Annotated in this window: 16 protein-coding genes, 1 other RNA gene and 3 pseudogenes; 14 read left to right on the top strand and 6 right to left on the bottom strand. The window is 40.3% G+C overall.

Going from position 1 to position 21,405, the window contains the following annotated elements:
• Positions 1-230 precede the first annotated feature (230 nt).
• Together rpsB and tsf are read left to right on the top strand one after the other, a co-directional pair.
• On the top strand, positions 231-1,013 hold the full coding sequence (gene rpsB / locus HMPREF2876_RS07430) for a 30S ribosomal protein S2 (protein WP_003026510.1): 783 nt from the start codon (positions 231-233) through the stop codon (positions 1,011-1,013).
• A gap of 82 nt (positions 1,014-1,095) precedes the next feature.
• Positions 1,096-2,139, top strand: a complete 1,044-nt coding sequence (gene tsf / locus HMPREF2876_RS07425; protein ID WP_003026508.1) for a translation elongation factor Ts — start codon at positions 1,096-1,098, stop codon at positions 2,137-2,139.
• Positions 2,140-2,225: 86 nt separating this feature from the next.
• On the opposite strand, the gene HMPREF2876_RS07420 is transcribed toward tsf, so the two are convergent.
• The gene (locus HMPREF2876_RS07420; protein ID WP_070242103.1) at positions 2,226-2,576 is read right to left on the bottom strand and encodes a hypothetical protein; all 351 of its coding nucleotides are present in this window, start codon (positions 2,574-2,576) and stop codon (positions 2,226-2,228) included.
• A 259-nt stretch (positions 2,577-2,835) separates the two neighbouring features.
• Here HMPREF2876_RS07420 and HMPREF2876_RS07415 point away from each other — a divergent pair, with 259 nt between their 5' ends.
• The 3 genes and pseudogenes from HMPREF2876_RS07415 to HMPREF2876_RS07405 all read left to right on the top strand — a co-directional run bounded on the left by HMPREF2876_RS07415 (position 2,836) and on the right by HMPREF2876_RS07405 (position 6,217).
• A complete protein-coding gene (locus tag HMPREF2876_RS07415) occupies positions 2,836-3,297 on the top strand; it encodes a CtsR family transcriptional regulator (RefSeq protein ID WP_042754057.1) in 462 nt (153 codons plus the stop codon).
• Positions 3,298-3,300: 3 nt separating this feature from the next.
• A complete protein-coding gene (locus HMPREF2876_RS07410; protein ID WP_070242100.1) occupies positions 3,301-5,730 on the top strand; it encodes an ATP-dependent Clp protease ATP-binding subunit in 2,430 nt (809 codons plus the stop codon).
• Between the two features lie 42 nt (positions 5,731-5,772).
• A pseudogene (locus HMPREF2876_RS07405) lies at positions 5,773-6,217 on the top strand (GNAT family N-acetyltransferase).
• 71 nt (positions 6,218-6,288) lie between these two features.
• On the opposite strand, the gene dusB reads toward HMPREF2876_RS07405, so the two are convergent.
• The 4 genes from dusB to HMPREF2876_RS07385 all read right to left on the bottom strand — a co-directional run bounded on the left by dusB (position 6,289) and on the right by HMPREF2876_RS07385 (position 10,447).
• Positions 6,289-7,260: a tRNA dihydrouridine synthase DusB gene (dusB, locus tag HMPREF2876_RS07400; RefSeq protein ID WP_024052339.1), complete on the bottom strand. Its 972-nt coding sequence runs from the start codon at positions 7,258-7,260 to the stop codon at positions 6,289-6,291.
• A complete protein-coding gene (gene hslO, locus HMPREF2876_RS07395; protein ID WP_024052338.1) occupies positions 7,247-8,119 on the bottom strand; it encodes an Hsp33 family molecular chaperone HslO in 873 nt (290 codons plus the stop codon). The genes dusB and hslO overlap by 14 nt, the downstream gene beginning before the upstream one ends.
• 220 nt (positions 8,120-8,339) lie before the next feature.
• Positions 8,340-9,611, bottom strand: coding sequence for a toxic anion resistance protein (locus HMPREF2876_RS07390; RefSeq protein ID WP_024052337.1), 1,272 nt, complete (start codon positions 9,609-9,611; stop codon positions 8,340-8,342).
• Between the two features lie 17 nt (positions 9,612-9,628).
• The gene (locus HMPREF2876_RS07385; RefSeq protein WP_024052336.1) at positions 9,629-10,447 is read right to left on the bottom strand and encodes a coiled-coil domain-containing protein; all 819 of its coding nucleotides are present in this window, start codon (positions 10,445-10,447) and stop codon (positions 9,629-9,631) included.
• Positions 10,448-10,734: 287 nt separating this feature from the next.
• On the opposite strand from HMPREF2876_RS07385, the pseudogene HMPREF2876_RS11070 reads away from it, so the two are divergent.
• Together HMPREF2876_RS11070 and HMPREF2876_RS07375 are read left to right on the top strand one after the other, a co-directional pair.
• A pseudogene (locus HMPREF2876_RS11070) lies at positions 10,735-11,005 on the top strand (alcohol dehydrogenase); the annotation flags it as partial.
• Positions 11,006-11,127: 122 nt separating this feature from the next.
• Positions 11,128-11,685, top strand: coding sequence for a GNAT family N-acetyltransferase (locus tag HMPREF2876_RS07375; RefSeq protein WP_024052334.1), 558 nt, complete (start codon positions 11,128-11,130; stop codon positions 11,683-11,685).
• A gap of 94 nt (positions 11,686-11,779) precedes the next feature.
• On the opposite strand, the gene gshAB is transcribed toward HMPREF2876_RS07375, so the two are convergent.
• Positions 11,780-14,032, bottom strand: coding sequence for a bifunctional glutamate--cysteine ligase GshA/glutathione synthetase GshB (gshAB, locus tag HMPREF2876_RS07370; protein ID WP_070584591.1), 2,253 nt, complete (start codon positions 14,030-14,032; stop codon positions 11,780-11,782).
• 290 nt (positions 14,033-14,322) lie between these two features.
• On the opposite strand from gshAB, the gene HMPREF2876_RS07365 reads away from it, so the two are divergent.
• From HMPREF2876_RS07365 to glpK, 7 genes and pseudogenes are all read left to right on the top strand, one after another.
• A complete protein-coding gene (locus HMPREF2876_RS07365) occupies positions 14,323-15,615 on the top strand; it encodes an adenylosuccinate synthase (protein WP_024052332.1) in 1,293 nt (430 codons plus the stop codon).
• 254 nt (positions 15,616-15,869) lie between these two features.
• Complete coding sequence (locus tag HMPREF2876_RS07360; RefSeq protein ID WP_083307001.1) at positions 15,870-16,769, top strand: restriction endonuclease; 900 nt, start codon at positions 15,870-15,872, stop codon at positions 16,767-16,769.
• A gap of 11 nt (positions 16,770-16,780) precedes the next feature.
• Entirely contained in the window at positions 16,781-17,248 is a 468-nt protein-coding gene (tadA, locus tag HMPREF2876_RS07355; protein WP_070584587.1) for a tRNA adenosine(34) deaminase TadA, read from the top strand.
• A gap of 148 nt (positions 17,249-17,396) precedes the next feature.
• Positions 17,397-17,492: signal recognition particle sRNA small type (gene ffs, locus HMPREF2876_RS07350), an RNA gene on the top strand.
• 16 nt (positions 17,493-17,508) lie between these two features.
• Positions 17,509-18,018, top strand: a pseudogene (locus HMPREF2876_RS07345) (transporter); the annotation flags it as partial.
• A 238-nt stretch (positions 18,019-18,256) separates the two neighbouring features.
• Positions 18,257-19,606, top strand: coding sequence for a glucose-6-phosphate isomerase (locus tag HMPREF2876_RS07340; protein ID WP_070584585.1), 1,350 nt, complete (start codon positions 18,257-18,259; stop codon positions 19,604-19,606).
• 153 nt (positions 19,607-19,759) lie between these two features.
• Positions 19,760-21,271, top strand: a complete 1,512-nt coding sequence (gene glpK, locus HMPREF2876_RS07335; RefSeq protein WP_070242092.1) for a glycerol kinase GlpK — start codon at positions 19,760-19,762, stop codon at positions 21,269-21,271.
• Positions 21,272-21,405 lie beyond the last annotated feature (134 nt).

Here is a 21,405-nt window from a genome sequence, read left to right as displayed (position 1 = left end):
CAAGTCAGGACTTTCCTTTTTTAAAAGTTATAAATTTCGAATGATTTTCTTCGTGCATTTGGCATGAAAAAGCAGAAACCCTCTTGTAAAATGGAAGAAATTTTGATATGATAATAAATGTCGTGTAATCGGCAAATACTCATTTCAGATGAATTGTGAAGCCGTTGCCTACGGGTGGTTTTGCGAGTTGAAATCTGGGAGAGGAAAAAACAATAAAGGAGACATTACTCATGGCAGTAATTTCAATGAAACAACTTCTTGAGGCTGGTGTACACTTTGGTCACCAAACTCGTCGCTGGAACCCTAAGATGGCGAAGTATATCTTCACAGAACGTAACGGTATCCACGTTATCGACTTGCAACAAACTGTAAAATTTGCAGATCAAGCATACGACTTTATGCGTGACGCAGCTGCTAACGATGCAGTTATCTTGTTTGTTGGTACGAAAAAACAAGCTGCTGATGCTGTAAAAGAAGAAGCAGAACGTGCTGGTCAATACTATATCAACCACCGTTGGTTGGGTGGAACACTTACAAACTGGGAAACGATTCAAAAACGTGTTGCTCGTTTGAAAGAAATCAAACGTATGGAAGAAGACGGAATTTTTGATGTTCTTCCTAAAAAAGAAGTCGCTCTTCTTAACAAACAACGCGCTCGTCTTGAAAAATTCTTGGGTGGTATCGAAGAAATGCCACGTATTCCAGATGTGATGTATGTTGTGGATCCACATAAAGAACAAATCGCTGTTAAAGAAGCTAAGAAATTAGGTATTCCAGTTGTAGCGATGGTGGATACAAATACAGATCCAGATGACATTGATGTCATCATTCCAGCTAACGACGATGCTATTCGTGCTGTTAAGTTAATCACTGCGAAAATGGCTGATGCAATTATCGAAGGCCGTCAAGGTGAAGATAACGTTGAATCAGTAGAAGCAGAATTAGCTGCAACTGATTCACAAGCAGATTCTATCGAAGAAATCGTTGAAGTTGTCGAAGGCTCAAACGAATAATCAAGTAACGAACTTATGGGGCGGGGCCTAGCCCTCCCCTTTTTATTAAATAAAACCGTAATATCTTAATTGGAGGATCAAAATGGCAGAAATTACAGCTAAGCTTGTAAAAGAATTGCGTGAAAAATCTGGTGCTGGTGTCATGGACGCTAAAAAAGCACTTGTAGAAGTAGATGGCGATATCGAAAAAGCAATTGAATTGCTTCGTGAAAAAGGTATGGCAAAAGCTGCTAAAAAAGCAGACCGTGTTGCTGCTGAAGGATTGACTGGTGTCTATGTAAACGGCAATGTTGCCGCTATCGTTGAAGTGAACTCAGAAACAGACTTTGTAGCAAAAAATGCTCAATTCGTTGAATTGGTAAACGAAACAGCTAAAGTAATCGCAGAAGGCAAACCAGCTAACAACGAAGAAGCTCTTGCTTTGACAATGCCTTCAGGTGAAACACTTGAAGCTGCTTATGTTAGTGCAACTGCTACAATCGGAGAAAAAATCTCATTCCGTCGTTTTGCAGTTGTTGAAAAAGCAGATGATCAAGTATTTGGAGCTTACCAACACAATGGTGGACGTATCGGTGTTATCACAGTTCTTTCAGGCAGTGACGAAGATCTTGCAAAACACGTGGCAATGCACGTTGCCGCTATGAAACCTTCTGTTCTTTCATACAAAGAATTGAGTGAAGAATTTATCCATGATGAATTGGCTCAAATGAACCACAAAATTGATCAAGACAACGAAAGTCGTGCAATGGTTGGTAAACCAGCGCTTCCACACTACAAATTTGGTTCTAAACTTCAATTGACGGATGAAGTGATTGCACAAGCTGAAGAAGACATCAAAGCTGGTCTTGCAGCTGAAGGTAAACCAGAAAAAATCTGGGACAAAATTATTCCTGGTAAAATGGATCGCTTCATGCTGGACAATACAAAAGTTGACCAAGCTTACACATTACTTGCGCAAGTCTATATCATGGACGACAGCAAGACTGTTGAAGCATTTCTTGAAAGCCAAGGTGTGACAATTGCAAGCTTCACTCGTTTTGAAGTAGGTGACGGCATTGAAAAAGCTGCCAATGATTTTGAATCAGAAGTAGCTGCAACTATGGCTGCTGCACTTGGTCAAAACTAAGGCAATCAATAGTTAGTGTTTAAATCATAAATAAAAAGGTTAGAGAGCTGATATAACTCTCTAGCCTTTTCTAATAGTGTCTGCGATTATTTTACAATTTTTTTCGTGAATCCCTTGTGAGAAATCACAGAGTCTACAAATATTAAAACGATTAAAGAAATTAGTAGATAGGTAATTTCGGAGTAGGTAAAAGCGATTCGATATGTTTGTGTAAAGAGAATAGCACAGACACTTACAGCAATGATGGCTAAATCAATTGTCCATTTTGTTTTAGGTTTTATTGAAGACGGTTCAAATAAAAATGGAGCAAATAAGCAGATGACTAACGGGACGACTTGGACATCCACATAATCAGCAGAAATAACTGTAAAAAAGAATAAAGTTGAAACCAACCAAACCAGTACATGACGTGTATATTTGAACCAATCCATTTTCATTCATTTGGCCTCCTTTTATTATTATCGTCAAATTTTCATCTATATTATAACGCTTTAAAATTAAAAGGCAAGCGCTTACACTCTAATTATTCCTATTCTATAAGCTTTTTCACTTGCTTGAATAATCAGACTTTTCAGTTTTTCATTTAGGTCTTTTTCTTTCAAAAATAAGAGATTTTCGGTATAATATTAGTCAAAGATAGTCAATGTCAGTTGCTCATTTATGGAGCAAAAGAAAGAACTGGAAGAAAGGGTTGTCATGAGCCATAAGAATACGTCAGACAGTATTGAGGAATACATCAAAGCAATTTTAGCTCAAGCTGGGATTGCAGAGTTGAAGCGCAGTGAAATTGCGGATGTTTTTCAGGTTGTTCCAAGTCAGATAAATTATGTCATCAAGACACGTTTTACGGAAAGTCGTGGCTATGTTGTTGAAAGCAAGCGTGGTGGAGGCGGCTACATTCGGATTGGTCGGATTGAATTCTCTAATCATCATGAGCTGCTTTGTGATTTACTGCATAGCGTTGGCGAGCAAATCAGTCAACAGGTCTTTACAGATATCATTCAGTTATTGTTTGATGAAAAAATCATGACAGAACGAGAAGGGAATCTTCTTTTAGCGACGACAACAGACAGGGTATTGGGAGTAAATGCTGCACAGATTCGTGCGCAGATGTTAAAGAAAATTTTACAACAAGTTGATAGAAAAGGGAAAAACTAATATATGAAATATTCAAAAGCTTTGACAGAAAGTATTGAGTCGGCACAACTGTTAGCGAGTCATTTTGAAACGGATTATTTGGAGTCTTGGCATTTGTTGATTGCCATGGCGAATAATCCTTATAGTGTTGCGGGTTCAGTTTTAAATGATTATCCGCTTGAAATTGATGATTTTGAGAAAGCAGCCTTTCATATCACAGGAAAGATTTATCAACAAGAGGGAAGCTTTACCATTTGGCCGTTTTCTCATCGTATGAAAGTGTTGTTTTTGACAGCTGAGCGAATTGCAGAGGTTGTGCATGCTAAGAATCTTGGGACAGAGCATGTGTTGTTAGCTATGCTGTTTGACCGAGGAAGTTTGGCGGCACGTCTCCTTGAATTTACAGGCTTTAGCTATGAGGATAAAGAAGGCGTTTTGCGTATGACCGATCTTCGGAAAAACTTAGAGCATAAGGCTAGCTGGGGTAAAGAAGATATAAAGGCTATTCGCCACTTAAATAAAAATACTGCTGCAGCGAAACAAACGATGGTCAATATGATGGGGATGCCTCCTTCTACCAGTGGTGGACTAGAAGATTATACCCGTGATTTAACCGAAATGGCTCGTGCTGGTCTTTTAGAACCGGTCATTGGGCGGGATAAAGAGATTTCTCGCATGCTTCAGATTTTAAGTCGCAAGACGAAAAATAATCCAGTGTTGGTAGGAGATGCAGGAGTTGGGAAGACAGCATTAGCCCTTGGTTTGGCGCAACGTGTGGCAGCTGGTCAAGTTCCAAATGAGCTTGCAAAGATGAGAGTTCTGGAGCTGGATTTGATGAATGTGGTAGCTGGGACTCGTTTTCGCGGTGATTTTGAAGAGCGGATGAACAATATTATCAATGATATTGAAGCAGACGGGCATGTGATTCTCTTTATTGATGAGCTTCATACTATTATGGGTTCTGGCAGTGGGATTGATTCGACATTAGATGCAGCGAACATTCTCAAGCCAGCTTTGGCTAGAGGAACACTTAGAACGGTCGGCGCAACGACACAAGAAGAGTACCAGAAATATATTGAAAAAGATGCGGCTCTTTCACGGCGATTTGCCAAGGTTACTATTGAAGAGCCTACGGTAGCTGATAGTATTGCGATTTTACAGGGGCTCAAGAAAAGCTATGAAGAACACCACAAAGTGGTGATTACAGATTCAGCGATTGGGACAGCTGTTAAGTATGCTCATCGTTATCTAACAAGTAAACATCTACCTGACTCGGCGATCGATTTGCTAGATGAAGCTGCCGCAACGGTACAAAATAAAGGTCCGCAAAATCATGTAAAAACAGAATTGAGTGCAGCAGACGAGGCTTTAATGGCAGGCGATTGGAAAAAGGTTGGCACTTTGTTGGAAAAAGAAAGTCAGCCAATTGTCTACAAACTAAAGGTTAAAGACGAGGATATTTTGGTAACACTCAGCGGTTTATCGGGAATTCCTGTGCAAAAGTTGACGCAAACAGATGCGAAGAAATACCTCCATTTAGAAAAGGAACTGCACAAACGGGTCATTGGGCAAAATGAAGCAATTTCTGCTATCAGTCGAGCGATTCGGCGCAATCAATCCGGCATTCGCACCAGCAAACGTCCAATTGGCTCCTTTATGTTCTTGGGTCCAACTGGGGTTGGAAAAACTGAGCTGGCTAAGGCTTTAGCGGAAGTTCTTTTTGATGACGAAACAGCATTGATTCGTTTTGATATGAGTGAATATATGGAGAAATTTGCTGCCAGTCGACTTAATGGAGCGCCTCCAGGTTATGTCGGTTATGAAGAAGGGGGCGAATTAACTGAAAAAGTTCGCAATCGTCCGTACTCTGTACTCCTCTTTGATGAGGTAGAAAAAGCACATCCTGATATTTTCAATGTGCTTCTACAAGTCTTAGATGACGGGGTGCTGACCGACAGTAAGGGACGCAAGGTGGATTTTTCCAATACCATTATCATTATGACTAGCAATCTTGGTGCGACAAGTTTGCGGGATGATAAGACGGTCGGTTTTGGAGCGCGTGATGCCCGCTTTGATCATGAAAGCATGGAAAAACGGATGATGGAAGAACTCAAGAAAAGTTATCGTCCGGAATTTATCAATCGGATTGATGAAAAGGTTGTTTTCCATAGCCTGACTAGCGAAGACATGCAAGAAGTGGTAAAAATTATGGTGAAGCCACTCATTGTCAGTCTCGCTGAAAAAGGAATTGAACTGAAATTCCAACCTAGTGCTTTGAAACTTCTGGCTCAAGAGGGTTATGACCCTGAAATGGGAGCTCGTCCACTGCGCAGAACTCTACAAACTCAGGTAGAAGATCATTTATCCGAATTACTTTTAGCTGGTGAGTTACAGATGGGACAAAGTTTGAAAGTCGGTGTCAAAACTGGACAGCTGAAGTTTGAAGTGCTCTGAGTTTTTCCTTGAAACATTTAGGGATAGATAAGGACTTAAAAGATGAACATTCGTGAAATGACAGAAACGGATTATGATCAGGTTTATCAATTGTGGTTATCATGTGCAGGCATGGGATTGAATGATTTAGATGATTCAAAAGAGGGAATTGCTCGTTTTTTGCAGAGAAATCCTCAAACTTGTCTGGTGGCAGTAGAAAATCAAACGATTATCGGAGCGATTTTAGTTGGTTCGGACGGACGAAGAGCCTATAATCTATCATACAGCTGTTCATCCGAACTATCGCAGGAGAGGGATTGCTCGGCAGTTGGTTGAGACAGTTTTAACTGTCTTAGATGATTTGAAAATTCATAAGGTCGCCTTGGTTGTCTTTAAAAGAAATAAAGAGGGGAATCAGTTTTGGGAGAAATTAGGTTTCTCTGTTCGAGAAGATCTTATTTACCGCAATCAAGCGAGGACTGAAATGACTCGGATAGATACCTGGTAGAAATTACTCTTTAAATAAAAAGCACCAACCATTTGGGAATAATTTTCCAGATGATTGGTGTCTTTTAATGTTTAGACTTGTAGCAATTCTTCAATTTCCGCAAGGCTGTTGGCTTGGGAAATGGCACCGCGGAGTTTGGCCGCGCCAGCCGTTCCGCGGAGGTAATGAGGTGCTAAGCCACGAAATTCTCTAATGGCGATATGTTCGCCCTTGAGGTCAATTAGACGTTTCAAATGATCGTAAGCGACTTGCATTTTATCCTCAAAGCTGAGATCAGGCAGGATTTCTCCTGTTTCAAAATAGTGGTTAATCTGATGAAAAAGATACGGATTGCCCATAGCAGCGCGCCCAATCATGACAGCATCTGCCCCCACTTCTTCTATACGCTGTTGAGCATCTTGGACAGTACGAATATCGCCATTGGCAATAAAAGGAATCTTGGTTAAGGCTTGCGCAACATTGTGGAGGGTTTCAAGATCAGCGTGACCGGTATACATTTGTTCGCGTGTGCGTCCGTGCATAGCAAGAGCTGACACACCAGCAGCTTCAGCTGCCAGTGCATTTTCCACAGCTAGTGAGGCGTCCGACCAACCAGTGCGCATTTTTACAGTCAACGGAATATCTAGAACAGAACGAACTTTATTGATAATAGAATAGATTTTTTCTGGATCTTTGAGCCATTTTGCCCCAGCTTCGTTTTTAACAATTTTATTGACGGGACAGCCCATATTGATGTCCACAATATCTGTTTGGGTATTTTCTTGGATAAATTCGGCTGCGCGCGCCAAACTATCTTCGTCACTGCCAAACAACTGAATGGAAACGGGATGTTCTTCTTCGTCAATATGCAGCATGTGGAGTGTTTTTTCGTTGTTGTATTGAATGCCCTTGTCTGAAACCATTTCCATGACGACAAGACCTGCACCCAGCTCTTTTGCAATTGTCCGAAAAGCCGAATTGGTCACTCCTGCCATAGGAGCGAGAACAGTCCGGTTGGGAATTTTTACATCACCAATCAAAAAAGCGGTATTAAGATTTGTCACGAATGAGTTCCTCCAAGTCTTTCTCGTCAAAATGATACGTGCTTTGGCAGAATTGGCAAGTGATTTCAGCACCGTGGTCTTCATCTCGCATTTCTTCAAGATCTGACTTAGGTAGGCTTGAGAGGGCATTTAAAAACCGCTCTTTGCTGCAATCACATTGGAAGCGGAGCTTTTCTTCTGACAAGCGTTTGTAGGGATCGTTGCCATAGATAGCTGAAAGCAAGGCTTCAATATGGTTTTCAGATTCCAAAAGTGTTGAAATAGCAGGCATTTCTTGGATTCGTTTTTCAAAGCGGGTGATTTCTTCTTCTTTGGCACCTGGAAGGACTTGCAAGAGGAAGCCACCAGCAACCTTGACCTTGTCATTGGCATCTAGTAGAACATTCAACCCGACAGCTGACGGAGTTTGCTGGCTTTCTGTTAGATAGAATGCCAAATCTTCGCCAATTTCACCGGACACAAGCGGAGTCATAGAATGATAAGGATTTCCAGTTCCATAGTCTGTAATGACGAGGAATTCGCCATTTCCAACGAATGGTCCGACCAGCACTTCGCCAGTCGCGGTTTTTTTAATGTCTACGCCGGGATTTTGCACATAACCTTTGACAGTACCTTTTGTATCTGCAACGGTGATAATAGCACCGAGAGAGCTTGTCCCTAGCACTTTGACGGTGATTTTTGTATCTCCTTTTTCGTTTGCGGCAAGGATTTGACTGGCAATGAGCGTGCGACCTAGTGCTACAGTTGAGCTGGCCTGAGTGTGATGTTTTTCTTGAGCTGTCCGAACGGTTTCAGTACTGTCCAGTACATAAGCTCGGAAAGCTCCGTTTTCTGAAATAGTTTTAATAATCTTGTCCATACCTTTTATTGTAACATAAAAAAAGAAAAGGGAGCGGGACAAAAATCGGTATTTCGTAAGAAATTGATTTTGTTGTCCCACCCCGCATAGTTGACGAGGTTGTTGTCATTCTTTGCATAGCAAGGAATGACAACAACCAAGCATCTATTTCGTTTCGGTGAAAAAATAGTATATTATAAGAATTTAGGAAACTTTTGTCCTAAACTCTTGTTCCAGTCCATTAGTTTTCGTTTGTAGTCCGTTCATCCACTTCTTTTTGAGTTTCTTTTCCCTGATCTAGCAAAGCTTGGATAATCTTTTGGTCGCGTAGTTTAACAGAGTCGTTAATGGTTTCAGCGGATTGGATAACGGTCGCTTCAAGGAGAGCGCGTTTTTCCCGTCCTTTGTCAATGGCTTCGATAATACCTTGGTTTTGAGCGACTAAGCTTTCAGCCAACTTAGTGACAGATTCGACTGCAATTGTTGGATTTTGCGAGATTCTCTCCATTTGTGGAATGACTTCTTTGCTGGTTTCAGCCAGCATTTGAAGCGCTGCATTGTTGGCATTAGAAATGGCGTCCGCTACCTGACCAGATTTCATTGATTGTTGCAAAATGCCTAGTTGAGCAATAGAGAGCTTCATGGTCGGAATGGTATTGCGACGGAGCATTCCGAGCTTTTGGCGCATATCAGAAGACACCTTCACGAGATTACGCATTTGCGGGGTAGTGGCCCAAGCAACATACAGACGGCTGATGTATTCAGTGTGTTGCTGTTCCAATGTATTGACAACTTCAGTCAAGCGGGCCAATTCTTGTGATTTGGTTTGGTAATCTAGAGTGGCGGTATCTAATTGTGCCACTTTATTTTGAAGAGTCAAGGCACGCGCACTAGCTTCTCTTTGACTGGCTTCAATAAAGGATATGACACCGACTAGATTTTCAATGGATTTGGTATTGTCTTCGATCAACATCTCAGCAGAAACGATATTGCGTGCGAGTACATCTTCTTGCTTGACGACAGTAGCAGCCATTCCGTCCATTTTTTGCTCGATATTTTGTGAATCAAAATAGAACTCTTGCAAGGTATTCTTACTTTGTTTAAAGAGTTTTTCTAAGAAATTTGGCTTTTTATCTAGTTCTGCAATTTGAGCATCCTTGTACTTAGCAACAAAACCATTTAACTCTTTATTAGTGTTTTTTAGCAATTCATCGACTTGTGGGATTTGAAGTTTCTTTTGCTCGGCTAAAATACGGTTGACAGTGTTATTAACATCTTCGACCGCGGCTTGTCCAAAATCTAAAAGAGCATTTTGGTCGGAAATAAAGTTATCTACCAACTGAGGGGCTTTTGCTATGATAGCATTTTGTTGTTCAGGAGTTAATTTTTCCAAAAAAGTTAACTGCCCATTTGCTTGGGTTTTGGTTGATTCAATAATCTCGGTGGTTTTATCCGTTTTCGTAATGGCATTGTTAGCGATTTTGTCAATGTCGAAGTTAAATTCTTGGCTCATAAGGTCTCCTTTTGATGTTATAGTTCTGTGTTCGTCTCTTTTTTAGTTAAAATCCGCAAGCTGATATCAAAGTCTCGTAGGTCAGCTTCGTTGAGCTGACGGAGTGTTTCATCCAAGTCTAAATCAAACTGCTCAATAGCCACTTTGGCACTGGAGAGCCGTTCCTTGGCATTGTAAAAATCTTTCGGGGAAGTCTTGATTTTTAGGTAGCCCTCCAAAATATCCTCATAATGCTCCATTTGAGACTGATGGATCGCAGTTAATTCTTCCTTGTTGTTGCTTTCTGACTGAGAAATTTTCTTGAGAATAGCTTCATGGTCGGTTTGGATATTGTGAATGGTTTCGAGCAATTCTGGTGCTAATTCTTCAAGGCTTGACTTTGTACTCTCAGCATCTTGCGTGCGGAGGTTGTAAAGTTGAGCATGAATGTCTGCTGTTACGTCTTGCACTTTCCGTTGAATCCGCTGGTAAATCTCAGGTGAGATATGTTTTCTCAAGGTATCAGTCCGACCTTGGATATAGCTTAATTGAGGCAAGAGCTGTTCAGCCAACTGTTGGTATTTTTCATAAGCCCTTTCTTCCAGATAAGCATCTAATTGTTTGATTCGACTATCTGCGGTACCGATTTCCTCTTTCAAATCTTCAATTTGCTGACTGGCGTTAGGTCTTGTGATTTTTTTCGGCTGATGGGTTGCATAGTAGTAAATTCCGTAGCCTATCCCGACAGCAAAGAGGATCGGGATGAGGTACTGCATAATAATACCAACTGCGATAAAAATAAGCAGTATACCAATCCATCTTCTAGAACGTACATTTCTATAATCTCTTCTGGACATAAATTATCTAATCCCGTTTCTTCTGAAATTTCTAAGTCTATTTTAGCATAAAAAAGTATCAAAGACGGAACTGAACGATATTTTTAATAAAAAGTTTGGCTGAAAATAATCATGGACTGATAAGATTTTTCAAAAATTTCTTGACTTAGAGTGCACTCCAAGGTATATAATAAAAGTGTAAATGTTTTATCTTTTTGATGAATGTGGAGCATCATCTTTTTAATAGAGAAAGGAACAATAAGATGAAAGCAGCAGTTTTTGTGAAGCTGGGGAGAATGGAAGTATAGGAAGTTGCTCGTCCAGGTGCTGTTGTCGGACGAGTCGGTGTACCTCATACAGGGGACATCAATATCGGTGACTACTGGATGGTCAATTTGGCAATGGCTAGCGGACCGGCTTCTTGTACAACTTATGACAAAGAAATCTTGCTAAAAGCAGTTCTAGACGGTCAAATCAATCCTGGTAAAGTTTTCACTCAATCTTACAAATTGGAAGACATTGACCAAGCCTAACATGGCTGATAGAAAAACGATTAAAGCGATGATTGTGATGAATTAAGAGTTCCGAAAGAGGTTGGTAGAATCCGGCCTCTTTTATGATTGTGAATGTTAGTCCAATAGTTCTCAAATACCTTCATTTTTGATAAAATAAAAGAAAAGCAGTTAAAAAGGGAGAAAGTCATGTCTTTAACCAGTCAGATTATTACAGCTGAATTTCCAGATTTAGAAAAAGTAGAGCAATTGAATATAGAAGCCTTTCCTGAGGAGGAGCGTGCACCGCTATCAGAGCTGCTACGCTATGGAGATGGAGAATTTTCTCATTTCTTTGCCTTTTATGATGAGAATGAATTTGTCGGTTTTGCCTTTTCAGTCTACAATGACAAAGCCTTTTATGTTAGCTTTTTTGCGATCATGCCTCATTTACGCAGCCACGGTTATGGTGGCAAAATTATTGATAAGTTGGTGGATTTTTATCAAAGAACCATGGTTTTAGAGGTAGAACGCCTTGACGAGCCTTGTGATAATCTGGAACAGCGAAAAGCTCGTATGGATTTCTACCAGCGAAACGGCTTTCGCTCTTCGCATGCCTACTTAGAATACGACGGTTTAAGCTTTGAAATTCTTTATAAAGGACCGTTTTTTGATGAAGAAGCCTACCGTGATATTTTCAAAAAAATCCAAGAAGACGGTTATTTTGAATTTGAAATCAAGCATGGTCATGGAAGAGACTGGGAGTAGCTGAGAAATTCTAGCAGATATTTCTATTTTTCATTGAAAGTTATACATAAAAAAACGAGCTGTTTATTTTGCTCGTTTTTTTATGTAATGAAGTTTAATGGATTTCTGGGAAGAGTTTAGCCAATATTTTAGGTGTAATGCTTTGACCGGGACCTTCTGCACAATAAGTGTGCATATACATAGAAGGATTGAAATTGAGCTCAATGCAGGTACAGTTAGGATTGTTTTTGCTGGCTGGAAGTGTGCTATTCGGGATAATTAAATCCACGCCACAGACCCAAGCTCCCATAGCAGCTGCCATTTCTGCTGCTAGTTCCTTATAGGAGGTGTGCATGGTTTCAGTCACATCTACTGAGTCTCCACCAGTAGAAATATTAGAATTACGGCGAAGAAAAACTTGAATTCCTTGCGGTAGGACATCATCTGCTTTATAACCTTGCTGGGCTAGCATGAGCAGCTCAATCTCACCAAGCTCAATCATTTCCAGTGGAGAGCGATGGTCGCGCCCTCGTAGGGGATTGGTATTTTTAAAAGCTACCAGTTCTCGAATGGTGTGCCGACCGTCTCCTACAACATTGGCTGCTAAGCGCAGAAGCACCGCCTCACATTTTCCGCCTAGGACAAAGAAACGGTATTCGGTTCCTGCGATAAATTCCTCAACAAGGACAGAGCTGTCCTCTGAAAAGGCAATCTCCAATGCTTTTTGGTAACTGTCTCGATTGGTAGGTGCTTGAAAAATAGAAATTCCTAACCCGAAGTTGGTGGATTTGGGTTTGATAACAATCGGCTTATCTTTGATAAAGGGATAGTAAGCTATTCCTTCTTCCAGAGTGGAAAATTCAGCTCCAGCAGGAACGGGAAAACCAGCAGCAGATAACATTTTCTTAGTCACTGTTTTATTTGCCATCGCAAGAGGCACGATATAGTTGTCCTTTGAGGTCATATTGCCATTTTTGACATACTCGATATGATCTTTATGTTGAAGCTTTAAAAACTGGTCACTTTCGTCTAAGATTTCTACTTGCACTCCTTTTTGAATAGCGTCAAAGAGGAGCATTTGAGTGGAGAGTTCCATGTTCTCGTAGCCTTTCAGAGCGTATGGAGCAGTCCAGGCGTAGTTGTGATATGCTTTGGCTTTCTCCAAACCAAAGGCTTCTAAGGAATGATTGTGAATATAAGGCAATAGTTGGGCGGAAAGGGTTAGGCTGGGATTAGCAACTGCATTTTTCACATGATGAAGCAGGTCTTGATAATAGGAGCTTAATCCGAACTGGTGGATGACAGCTTGCATAGCTCTAAGGAGCAGATCGCTATCAGCTTCAACGGGCAGAAGAGTCAGAGGGTGGCTAAGAGCTATTTTTTCATTTAGAGCATGAGCTTGCTCTAGGATTTCATCAGGGTCTGCTACATCATCTAGCCAGAGCAAGGCAAGCAAAAAGAGATGAACCGTGTCCATGGTCTCCTGACTGATTCCTAGCACCTCAAAAGGATTGAGGTCAAAACAACGGAATTCCAAATAGGTAATTCCTTTTTCCAAGTAACGCCGATTTTCTTTTTGCCCACGGAAACGAACAGGCATGTAGCATTCTTTCTCGGCAATTAAATCGCCTTGTGCCACGTATTTCTCTATATCGCTTACATAAGACTCTAGTGAAGCATAGGAAATGTGAATCTTTTTATCGTTTACATATCCCAAATCACTGTTGCGGATAGAGCGTACAGGCTGAGAAATCTTTCTCGTCAAAAACCCTTCTTCAGCAATTGGTGCTGCCCCGTATAAATAGGTCAGAAACCAGCGGAACCGTAAAAAGTTTCGAGCCAATTTAAGATAGAGGTCATTTTTAAAAAGCCGAATATTTTGGTAATCACTGACCTTGAAAAGAGCTTGAATCAAGTCTGTTCCTAATTCCACATTGTAGTGAATGCCTGAGATGGTTTGTAGCGTTTTTCCATATTTTTCTGCTAAACTTTCTCGATAATGACGCTCAAAATCGTTTTCTAAATGAGCGATTTGAATTTCTGCTGGTGACAATTTTGGGGGCATAGAGAGTGACCAGATTGCTTCATTTTTTTGGATGGTGCGTCCAGCTACATCAGTAATGGCAGCGAGAAAACGCCTTGCTTCTTTTGTAGAAGTTGCAATCGGGGTGATGAGTTCTAATTGCTGCTCACTAAAATCGGTCTGAATCATCGGGTGAAAATTACGGCTTCCAAATGCTTGAGGATGAGGAGTTTGCGCTAATTTTCCGTCTTGATTGACGCGCAAGCCCTCCCTTTCCAACCCGAAAGTAGCTTGTAAAATAGGTGCATCTGCTGCTATTTTTTCTAACAAATGATTGATGTTCATGGTAAATCCCTGTTTGTTTTCTAATACTTTTAGTCTAGTATAAAAATGCTTAGAAGACAAATTTCTACTACGTTTTCCGAACCTTTTTTAAAAGAAAATGATCATATTTTTAGATAAGACACAGGTTTCACAAAGGCGGGATATTCAAACTTCGTCATTTACAAATAACAATGGCGGTTTTATCTTGAAAAAAGAAGAAATTTTTCTTATAATAAAGTATAAGATATAATTGCAGGTGAGACTCCTGCCATGTAGACAAGAAAGGACGAGCACTTAGCTCAGACAAGATTATGACATCAGTTGTTGTTGTAGGGACCCAGTGGGGAGATGAAGGAAAAGGAAAGATTACAGATTTCCTTTCAGCCAATGCCGAAGTCATTGCCCGTTATCAAGGCGGAGATAATGCGGGTCATACTATTGTAATTGGCGGTAAGAAGTACAAGCTGCACCTGATTCCATCAGGGATTTTCTTCCCAGAAAAAATCTCTGTGATTGGAAATGGAATGGTGGTCAATCCAAAATCTTTGGTACATGAATTGGCTTATTTGCACGAAGAAGGGGTTACGACGGATAATCTTCGGATTTCAGATCGTGCTCATGTTATCCTACCTTATCATATCGAGTTGGATCGCTTACAGGAAGAAGCCAAAGGCGATCACAAAATCGGAACGACTATTAAGGGGATTGGTCCAGCTTATATGGACAAAGCAGCTCGTGTGGGAATCCGCATTGCGGATTTGTTGGATAAAGATATTTTCAGAGAACGTTTGGAGCGCAACTTAGCTGAAAAAAATCGTCTCTTTGAAAAACTCTACGACAGCACAGCTATCCAATTTGATGATATTTTTGAAGAATACTACGCTTATGGTCAGCAGATTAAACAATACGTGACAGATACGTCGGTTATCTTGAACGACGCTCTTGATCAAGGTAAACGTGTCCTTTTTGAAGGGGCACAGGGAGTTATGCTAGATATTGACCAAGGCACCTATCCATTTGTTACCTCTTCCAATCCTGTCGCAGGTGGCGTAACGATTGGTTCAGGTGTGGGTCCAAGCAAGATTGACAAGGTTGTCGGAGTTTGTAAAGCCTACACCAGTCGTGTTGGTGACGGACCATTCCCGACAGAACTATTTGATGAAGTAGGCAACCACATTCGTGAAGTTGGCCATGAATATGGAACGACAACAGGACGTCCTCGCCGTGTTGGTTGGTTTGATTCGGTTGTTATGCGCCACAGCCGACGTGTATCTGGTATTACTAACCTTTCTCTCAATTCGATTGATGTTTTGACGGGACTTGATACGGTTAAAATCTGTGTCGCTTACGACCTAGATGGTGAGCGCATTGATCATTATCCGGCTAGTCTGGAGCAGCTCAAACGGTGCAAGCCAATCTATGAAGAATTACCAGGTTGGTCAGAAGACATTACAGGTGTTCGCAGTTTAGAAGAGTTGCCAGAAAATGCCCGCAACTACGTCCGCCGTGTGAGTGAACTTGTCGGTGTCCGCATTTCCACTTTTTCTGTTGGTCCAGGTCGTGAACAGACGAATATCCTGGAAAGTGTTTGGTCAAGTTTGTAATAGAAGCAGACAAAGCGGGTTTCGGCTCGCTTTTTATTGACGCAATAAAAAAGTTTAAAGAATGATTCTCTTTTAAGTTAATTTTAAGCTAGCTGGGTTATACTAAAATCATCAGATGAAGACCTCCTAACTTTATTTGATAGAAATCCTAAACTTTTTCATAATAATCTCCTGAAAGTCACTGTAAAGTGGCTTTTTTTATATTTTCGGGTTTATAACATGATATAATAAATGGAGAACAAAGGAGATAAATGATGAACTTTACAGATTTGTCTAATAAAGAACAGGAAAAAATAATGATAAGTGAAATTATCAGGAATTTAAAAAAGCTAGGTGGCTATGCAACCAAACGAGAGTTGCTAGATGCTATTAAAAAGGGAGAAAATACGATAGATGAGAATTTTTTTGAGGAAGAAAAAGTGTCTCAAAAAAGTGGAAAAATTTATAAACCTAGTGATTACACTTTTAATTTTTCTGCCAAAAGTTTGCTTATCACGGGCTATCTTTCTAAACCAAAGCAATCGACTTTTGAATTGACAGAATTAGGTAGAAAAGTGAAACTGGATGAGCATTTTGCTAGCGATATTCAACAGAAAGCCATTCAATTTTGGAAAAATGAGAAGAAGTCAAAACAATTCTTCAAGTTATCCTTTGAAAAGGAACTTAAACATTCACTAGATGACTCAAAAGAAAATTGGAGAGTTGAGTTGACAAGGACTTTAAAATCTATGTCACCACAAAAATTTGAAACTTTTGCTCGTGGTCTAGTCAAGGAGATGGGTGTCAAACTAGATGAAAAAATTGGGGTTAGTTATACTAATGATGGTGGTTTAGATGGTTTTGGCTATATTACTAGTACAGATGACTTCAGAACCAATCGCGTAGCTATCCAAGCAAAGCGTTGGGAAAACAATGTTCCTTCTCCGGAGATTGATAAATTCCGCGGTGCAATGGATAAATACAATGCAGAATATGGTATTTTTATTACAACTTCTGATTTTTCAAGAAGTGCCATTGAAGCAGCTCGTCAAGGAACTAGAGTCATTACTTTAATTAATGAAGAAGATATTGCGGATCTAGTTGCCAAATATAAACTTCATGTCAGAGAAGTCACGACTTATGAATTAGGAGATTTTTATCATACAGAGGATTAGATGGTTAAAAGATGAACTATACAGTTGAAGAAAAAGAATTTTTTATGCGGGAGGCTTTGAAAGAAGCAAAAATTGCACTTGCTAACGATGAAATTCCAATAGGTTGTGTTATTGTCAAGGACGGAGAAATTATCGGTCGTGGGCATAATGCGCGTGAGGAGCTGCAGCGAGCTGTCATGCATGCTGAGGTGATGGCGATTGAAAAGGCAAACGCTCATGAAAAAAGCTGGCGCTTGTTAGACACGACTCTTTTTGTCACCATTGAGCCTTGTGTCATGTGTAGCGGTGCCATTGGTCTGGCTCGCATTCCGCAGGTTATCTACGGAGCAAAAAATCAAAAGTTTGGTGCTGCCGGTAGCCTCTACGATATTCTAACAGATGAACGGCTCAATCACCGAGTTGAGCTTGAAAGTGGGATTTTGAAAGCAGAATGTGCTCAGATGATGCAAGACTTTTTTAGGAAGAGGAGACACAAATGAAGCATTTTGTTAAGAAGGCTATGGTTTTATCCAGATAGTAGCAGAGTTAATGTTATTATTGGTAGATTAGCAATTTTTCGCTCTGAATATCTATTCTTTTTTGAGAAAAAAGAAAATCGTGATTGGCATAAAAACAAATTTATGGTATAATACTTATCGGAGCAACAATTCTGCGTAAAGCGGGTCAGGGGAGGAGTCCAGCAGCCCTAAGCGAGTGTGGATTGTGTGCTCTTTTTGTATATGAAGAAGTATGAACGATTGCTATTAACAGTATTTACAATTTTTATTTTCTAAAACATACCATTTTTCATCTTACTTATGCACAATCTCTTTTGATCGTAGAAGTTGTTTTGTTAGTTGGCGCCATTTTAGGAAGTTTAACACCTCACGATTATTTTTCAAAAAAATCATTCTCATTTCTGCTCATAATGAATAGTTCTTCATTTGGATTAGTTGGCATTAGCAACTTAGTAGGATTGCCATCCATCATTGGGATTCTTATTTTAGCTTTTTCTGCTTACATAATGGGGAAATCCACGCCTAAACTAGATGCTATGTTAATGGCAAATCTACCGTCTGATGTCTTGGCTCAAAGCAATAACTTTCTCGGATTATTATTTACCTTTTCTCTGCCATTGGGAACGGTCCTCTTTTCAGTTCTCTCTGCCTACAATATCTACTTGTGCTGGTTTATTTTTGTTGTCTTTTCACTGTTGGCACTTTTGCTGTCTCTGCAAAATAATCGACTCAAAAAAGGAAACATTAGTTAAACTCTCGAACCTAAGATTAGGCTACTATTTATTTTCCTCTATTTTTTATTTTAGAAGTATTCTGTGGGTGATTATTTTTTGATTTACGCAAACGATTGCTTTAAAGGTTGGTATGAGATTGCGATTTTTGAAAGTTAATTATAAAAAAACAATTTGGAAACGTTTTATTCAAGAAAATTGCTTGATAAAAAAGTAGTAAAGCGGTATCATAGTAGAGAAGAAAAATTGGAGGACTATAATGACACATATTCAGTTTAATTACTCAAACGTGCTTGGAAAATTTGTTGCACCGCATGAAGTAGATTACATGCAAACACAAGTTTCTGCGGTAGATGAACTGTTGCGCAAAGGAACTGGTGCAGGAAGTGACTTCCGTGGCTGGCTTGACCTTCCAGAAAACTATGACAAAGAAGAATTCGCTCGCATTTTGAAAGCGGCAGAACAAATCAAATCAGACAGCGATGTTTTGGTCGTGATTGGGATTGGTGGGTCATACCTTGGAGCAAAAGCAGCGATTGATTTCTTGAGCAATCATTTTGCAAACTTGCAAACCAAAGAAGAACGCAAAGCTCCACAAATCCTTTATGCTGGAAATTCTATTTCATCTACTTACCTTGCAGACTTGGTAGAATACGTTTCAGATAAAGATTTCTCAGTTAATGTGATTTCTAAATCAGGGACAACGACAGAACCTGCTATTGCTTTCCGCGTCTTCAAAGAACTTTTGATTAAAAAATATGGTGAAGCTGAAGCTAACAAACGTATCTATGCGACAACTGACCGCCAAAAAGGTGCAGTTAAGGTGGAAGCAGATGCCAATGGTTGGGAAACATTTGTGGTGCCAGATGACATTGGCGGACGTTTCTCTGTATTGACAGCAGTAGGACTTCTACCAATTGCAGCATCAGGCGCAGACATCAAAGCCCTTATGGAAGGTGCTAATGCTGCTCGTAAGGACTACACTTCAGACAAGATTGCAGAAAACGAAGCTTATCAGTACGCAGCTCTTCGTAACATCCTTTATCGCAAAGGCTATGCGACTGAAATTTTGGTTAACTACGAACCATCTCTGCAATACTTCTCAGAATGGTGGAAACAATTAGCTGGTGAGTCAGAAGGAAAAGACCAAAAAGGTATTTATCCAACATCTGCTAATTTCTCAACAGACCTTCACTCTCTTGGACAATTTATCCAAGAAGGTGCGCGTATTATGTTTGAAACAGTTGTCCGTGTGGACAAACCACGCAAAAACGTAACGATTCCTGAATTGGCAGAAGACTTAGACGGACTTGGCTATCTTCAAGGAAAAGATGTTGACTTTGTTAACAAGAAAGCGACAGACGGTGTACTTCTGGCTCATACTGACGGTGACGTGCCAAATATGTATGTAACACTTCCTGAGCAAGATGCCTTTACTCTTGGCTATACTATTTACTTCTTTGAGTTGGCTATTGCTATTTCTGGCTACTTGAATGCTATTAACCCATTTGACCAACCAGGTGTAGAAGCTTACAAGAAAAATATGTTTGCTCTTCTTGGAAAACCAGGATTTGAAGAATTGAGCAAAGAATTGAACGCTCGTTTGTAATGTGTAAATAATGAAACGGCTTCTGAAAGGAAGTCGTTTTTTATATGCTTGAAACAAAGTTTAAGTGAAATTTTCACAAAAACAGAAGAAAAAGATAGAAAGAAAGCGCTTTATTGTGTATAATAAAAGCAGAACATACAATGGAGGCGTTTTATGTCACAAGAAACCTATATCATGGCGATTGACCAAGGGACAACCAGCTCACGGGCGATTATTTTCAATAAAAAGGGTGAGAAGGTTGCCACGAGTCAAAAAGAGTTTACTCAGATTTTTCCACAGGCGGGCTGGGTTGAGCACAATGCAAATGAGATTTGGAATTCTGTGCAGTCGGTCATTGCAAATGCTTTTATTGAAAGTGGCATCAAGCCCACAGAGATTGAAGCAATCGGCATTACCAATCAACGGGAGACAACGGTTGTGTGGGATAAAGAAACGGGCTTGCCCATTTACAATGCCATTGTCTGGCAGTCTCGGCAAACAGCTCCTTTAGCAGAAAAGCTCAAGCAAGATGGATATGTAGATTTCTTTCATCAAAAAACAGGTTTGATCATAGATGCTTATTTCTCTGCGACCAAGGTACGCTGGATTTTAGATCAGGTAGAGGGAGCGCAGGAACGTGCAGAGCGAGGAGAATTGCTCTTTGGTACGATTGATACCTGGTTAGTCTGGAAATTAACGGATGGTGCAGCTCATGTGACTGATTATTCAAATGCAGCGCGGACCATGCTATACAATATCAAAGAGCTCCAATGGGATGATGAGATTTTGTCCTTACTCAACATTCCTAAAGCGATGTTGCCAGAAGTTCGCTCGAATTCAGAAATTTACGGTAAAACAGCACCTTATCATTTTTATGGTGGAGAGGTACCAATTGCAGGAATGGCGGGCGATCAGCAGGCAGCTCTCTTTGGGCAATTAGCATTTGAGCCGGGAATGGTGAAGAATACTTATGGGACAGGCTCTTTCATCATTATGAATACTGGTCAGGAGTGCAATTTATCCAAAAATAATCTTTTGACGACCATTGGTTATGGGATAAATGGCAAAGTAACTTATGCTTTGGAAGGTTCGATTTTTATTGCGGGTAGTGCCATTCAGTGGCTTCGTGACGGTCTTCGTATGATTGCTAGCTCACCTGAGTCTGAGAGATATGCAAAAAAATCTACCAATGAAAATGAAGTATACCTTGTTCCAGCTTTTACAGGGCTTGGAGCGCCTTATTGGGATCCAGAAGCAAGAGGTTCCATTTTTGGCTTGACGCGTGGAACAAGTAAAGAAGACTTCATCAAGGCAACTCTGCAATCCATTGCTTATCAAGTGCGTGATATCATTGACACCATGCAAATGGACACAGGTACAGCTATCCAAGTTCTGAAGGTAGATGGTGGTGCTGCCATGAATGATTTCCTCATGCAGTTCCAAGCAGATATTCTGGGAATTGAGTTAGCGCGTGCGGCAAATTTGGAAACAACAGCTCTTGGGGCAGCTTTTCTGGCAGGTCTTGCGGTTGGTTATTGGAAAGACATGGAGGAGTTGAAAACATTAAATGCGGTCGGGGAAACATTCCAGCCAACTATGTCAGGGCTAGAGCGCCAAAAATTGTACAAAGGCTGGAAAGCAGCGGTTGCAGCCACACAATTTTTTGCAAAAGAATCTAAAAAATAGTTAAAAACCCAGCATTGTTCAGATTGATGAATGCATGTAATCATTTCGTAGCAAATGGAAAAGGGCGATTAGGGGCCAATCTTAGTCGCTCTTTTTTGGCTTTACGATTCCTTTAACAGACTAAGAGTGAATTA

The sequence above is a fragment of the Streptococcus sp. HMSC073A12 genome, assembly GCF_001812815.1.
In the GTDB taxonomy this organism is placed as follows: domain Bacteria; phylum Bacillota; class Bacilli; order Lactobacillales; family Streptococcaceae; genus Streptococcus; species Streptococcus vaginalis.
This window is presented reverse-complemented; position numbering and strand designations above follow the sequence as displayed.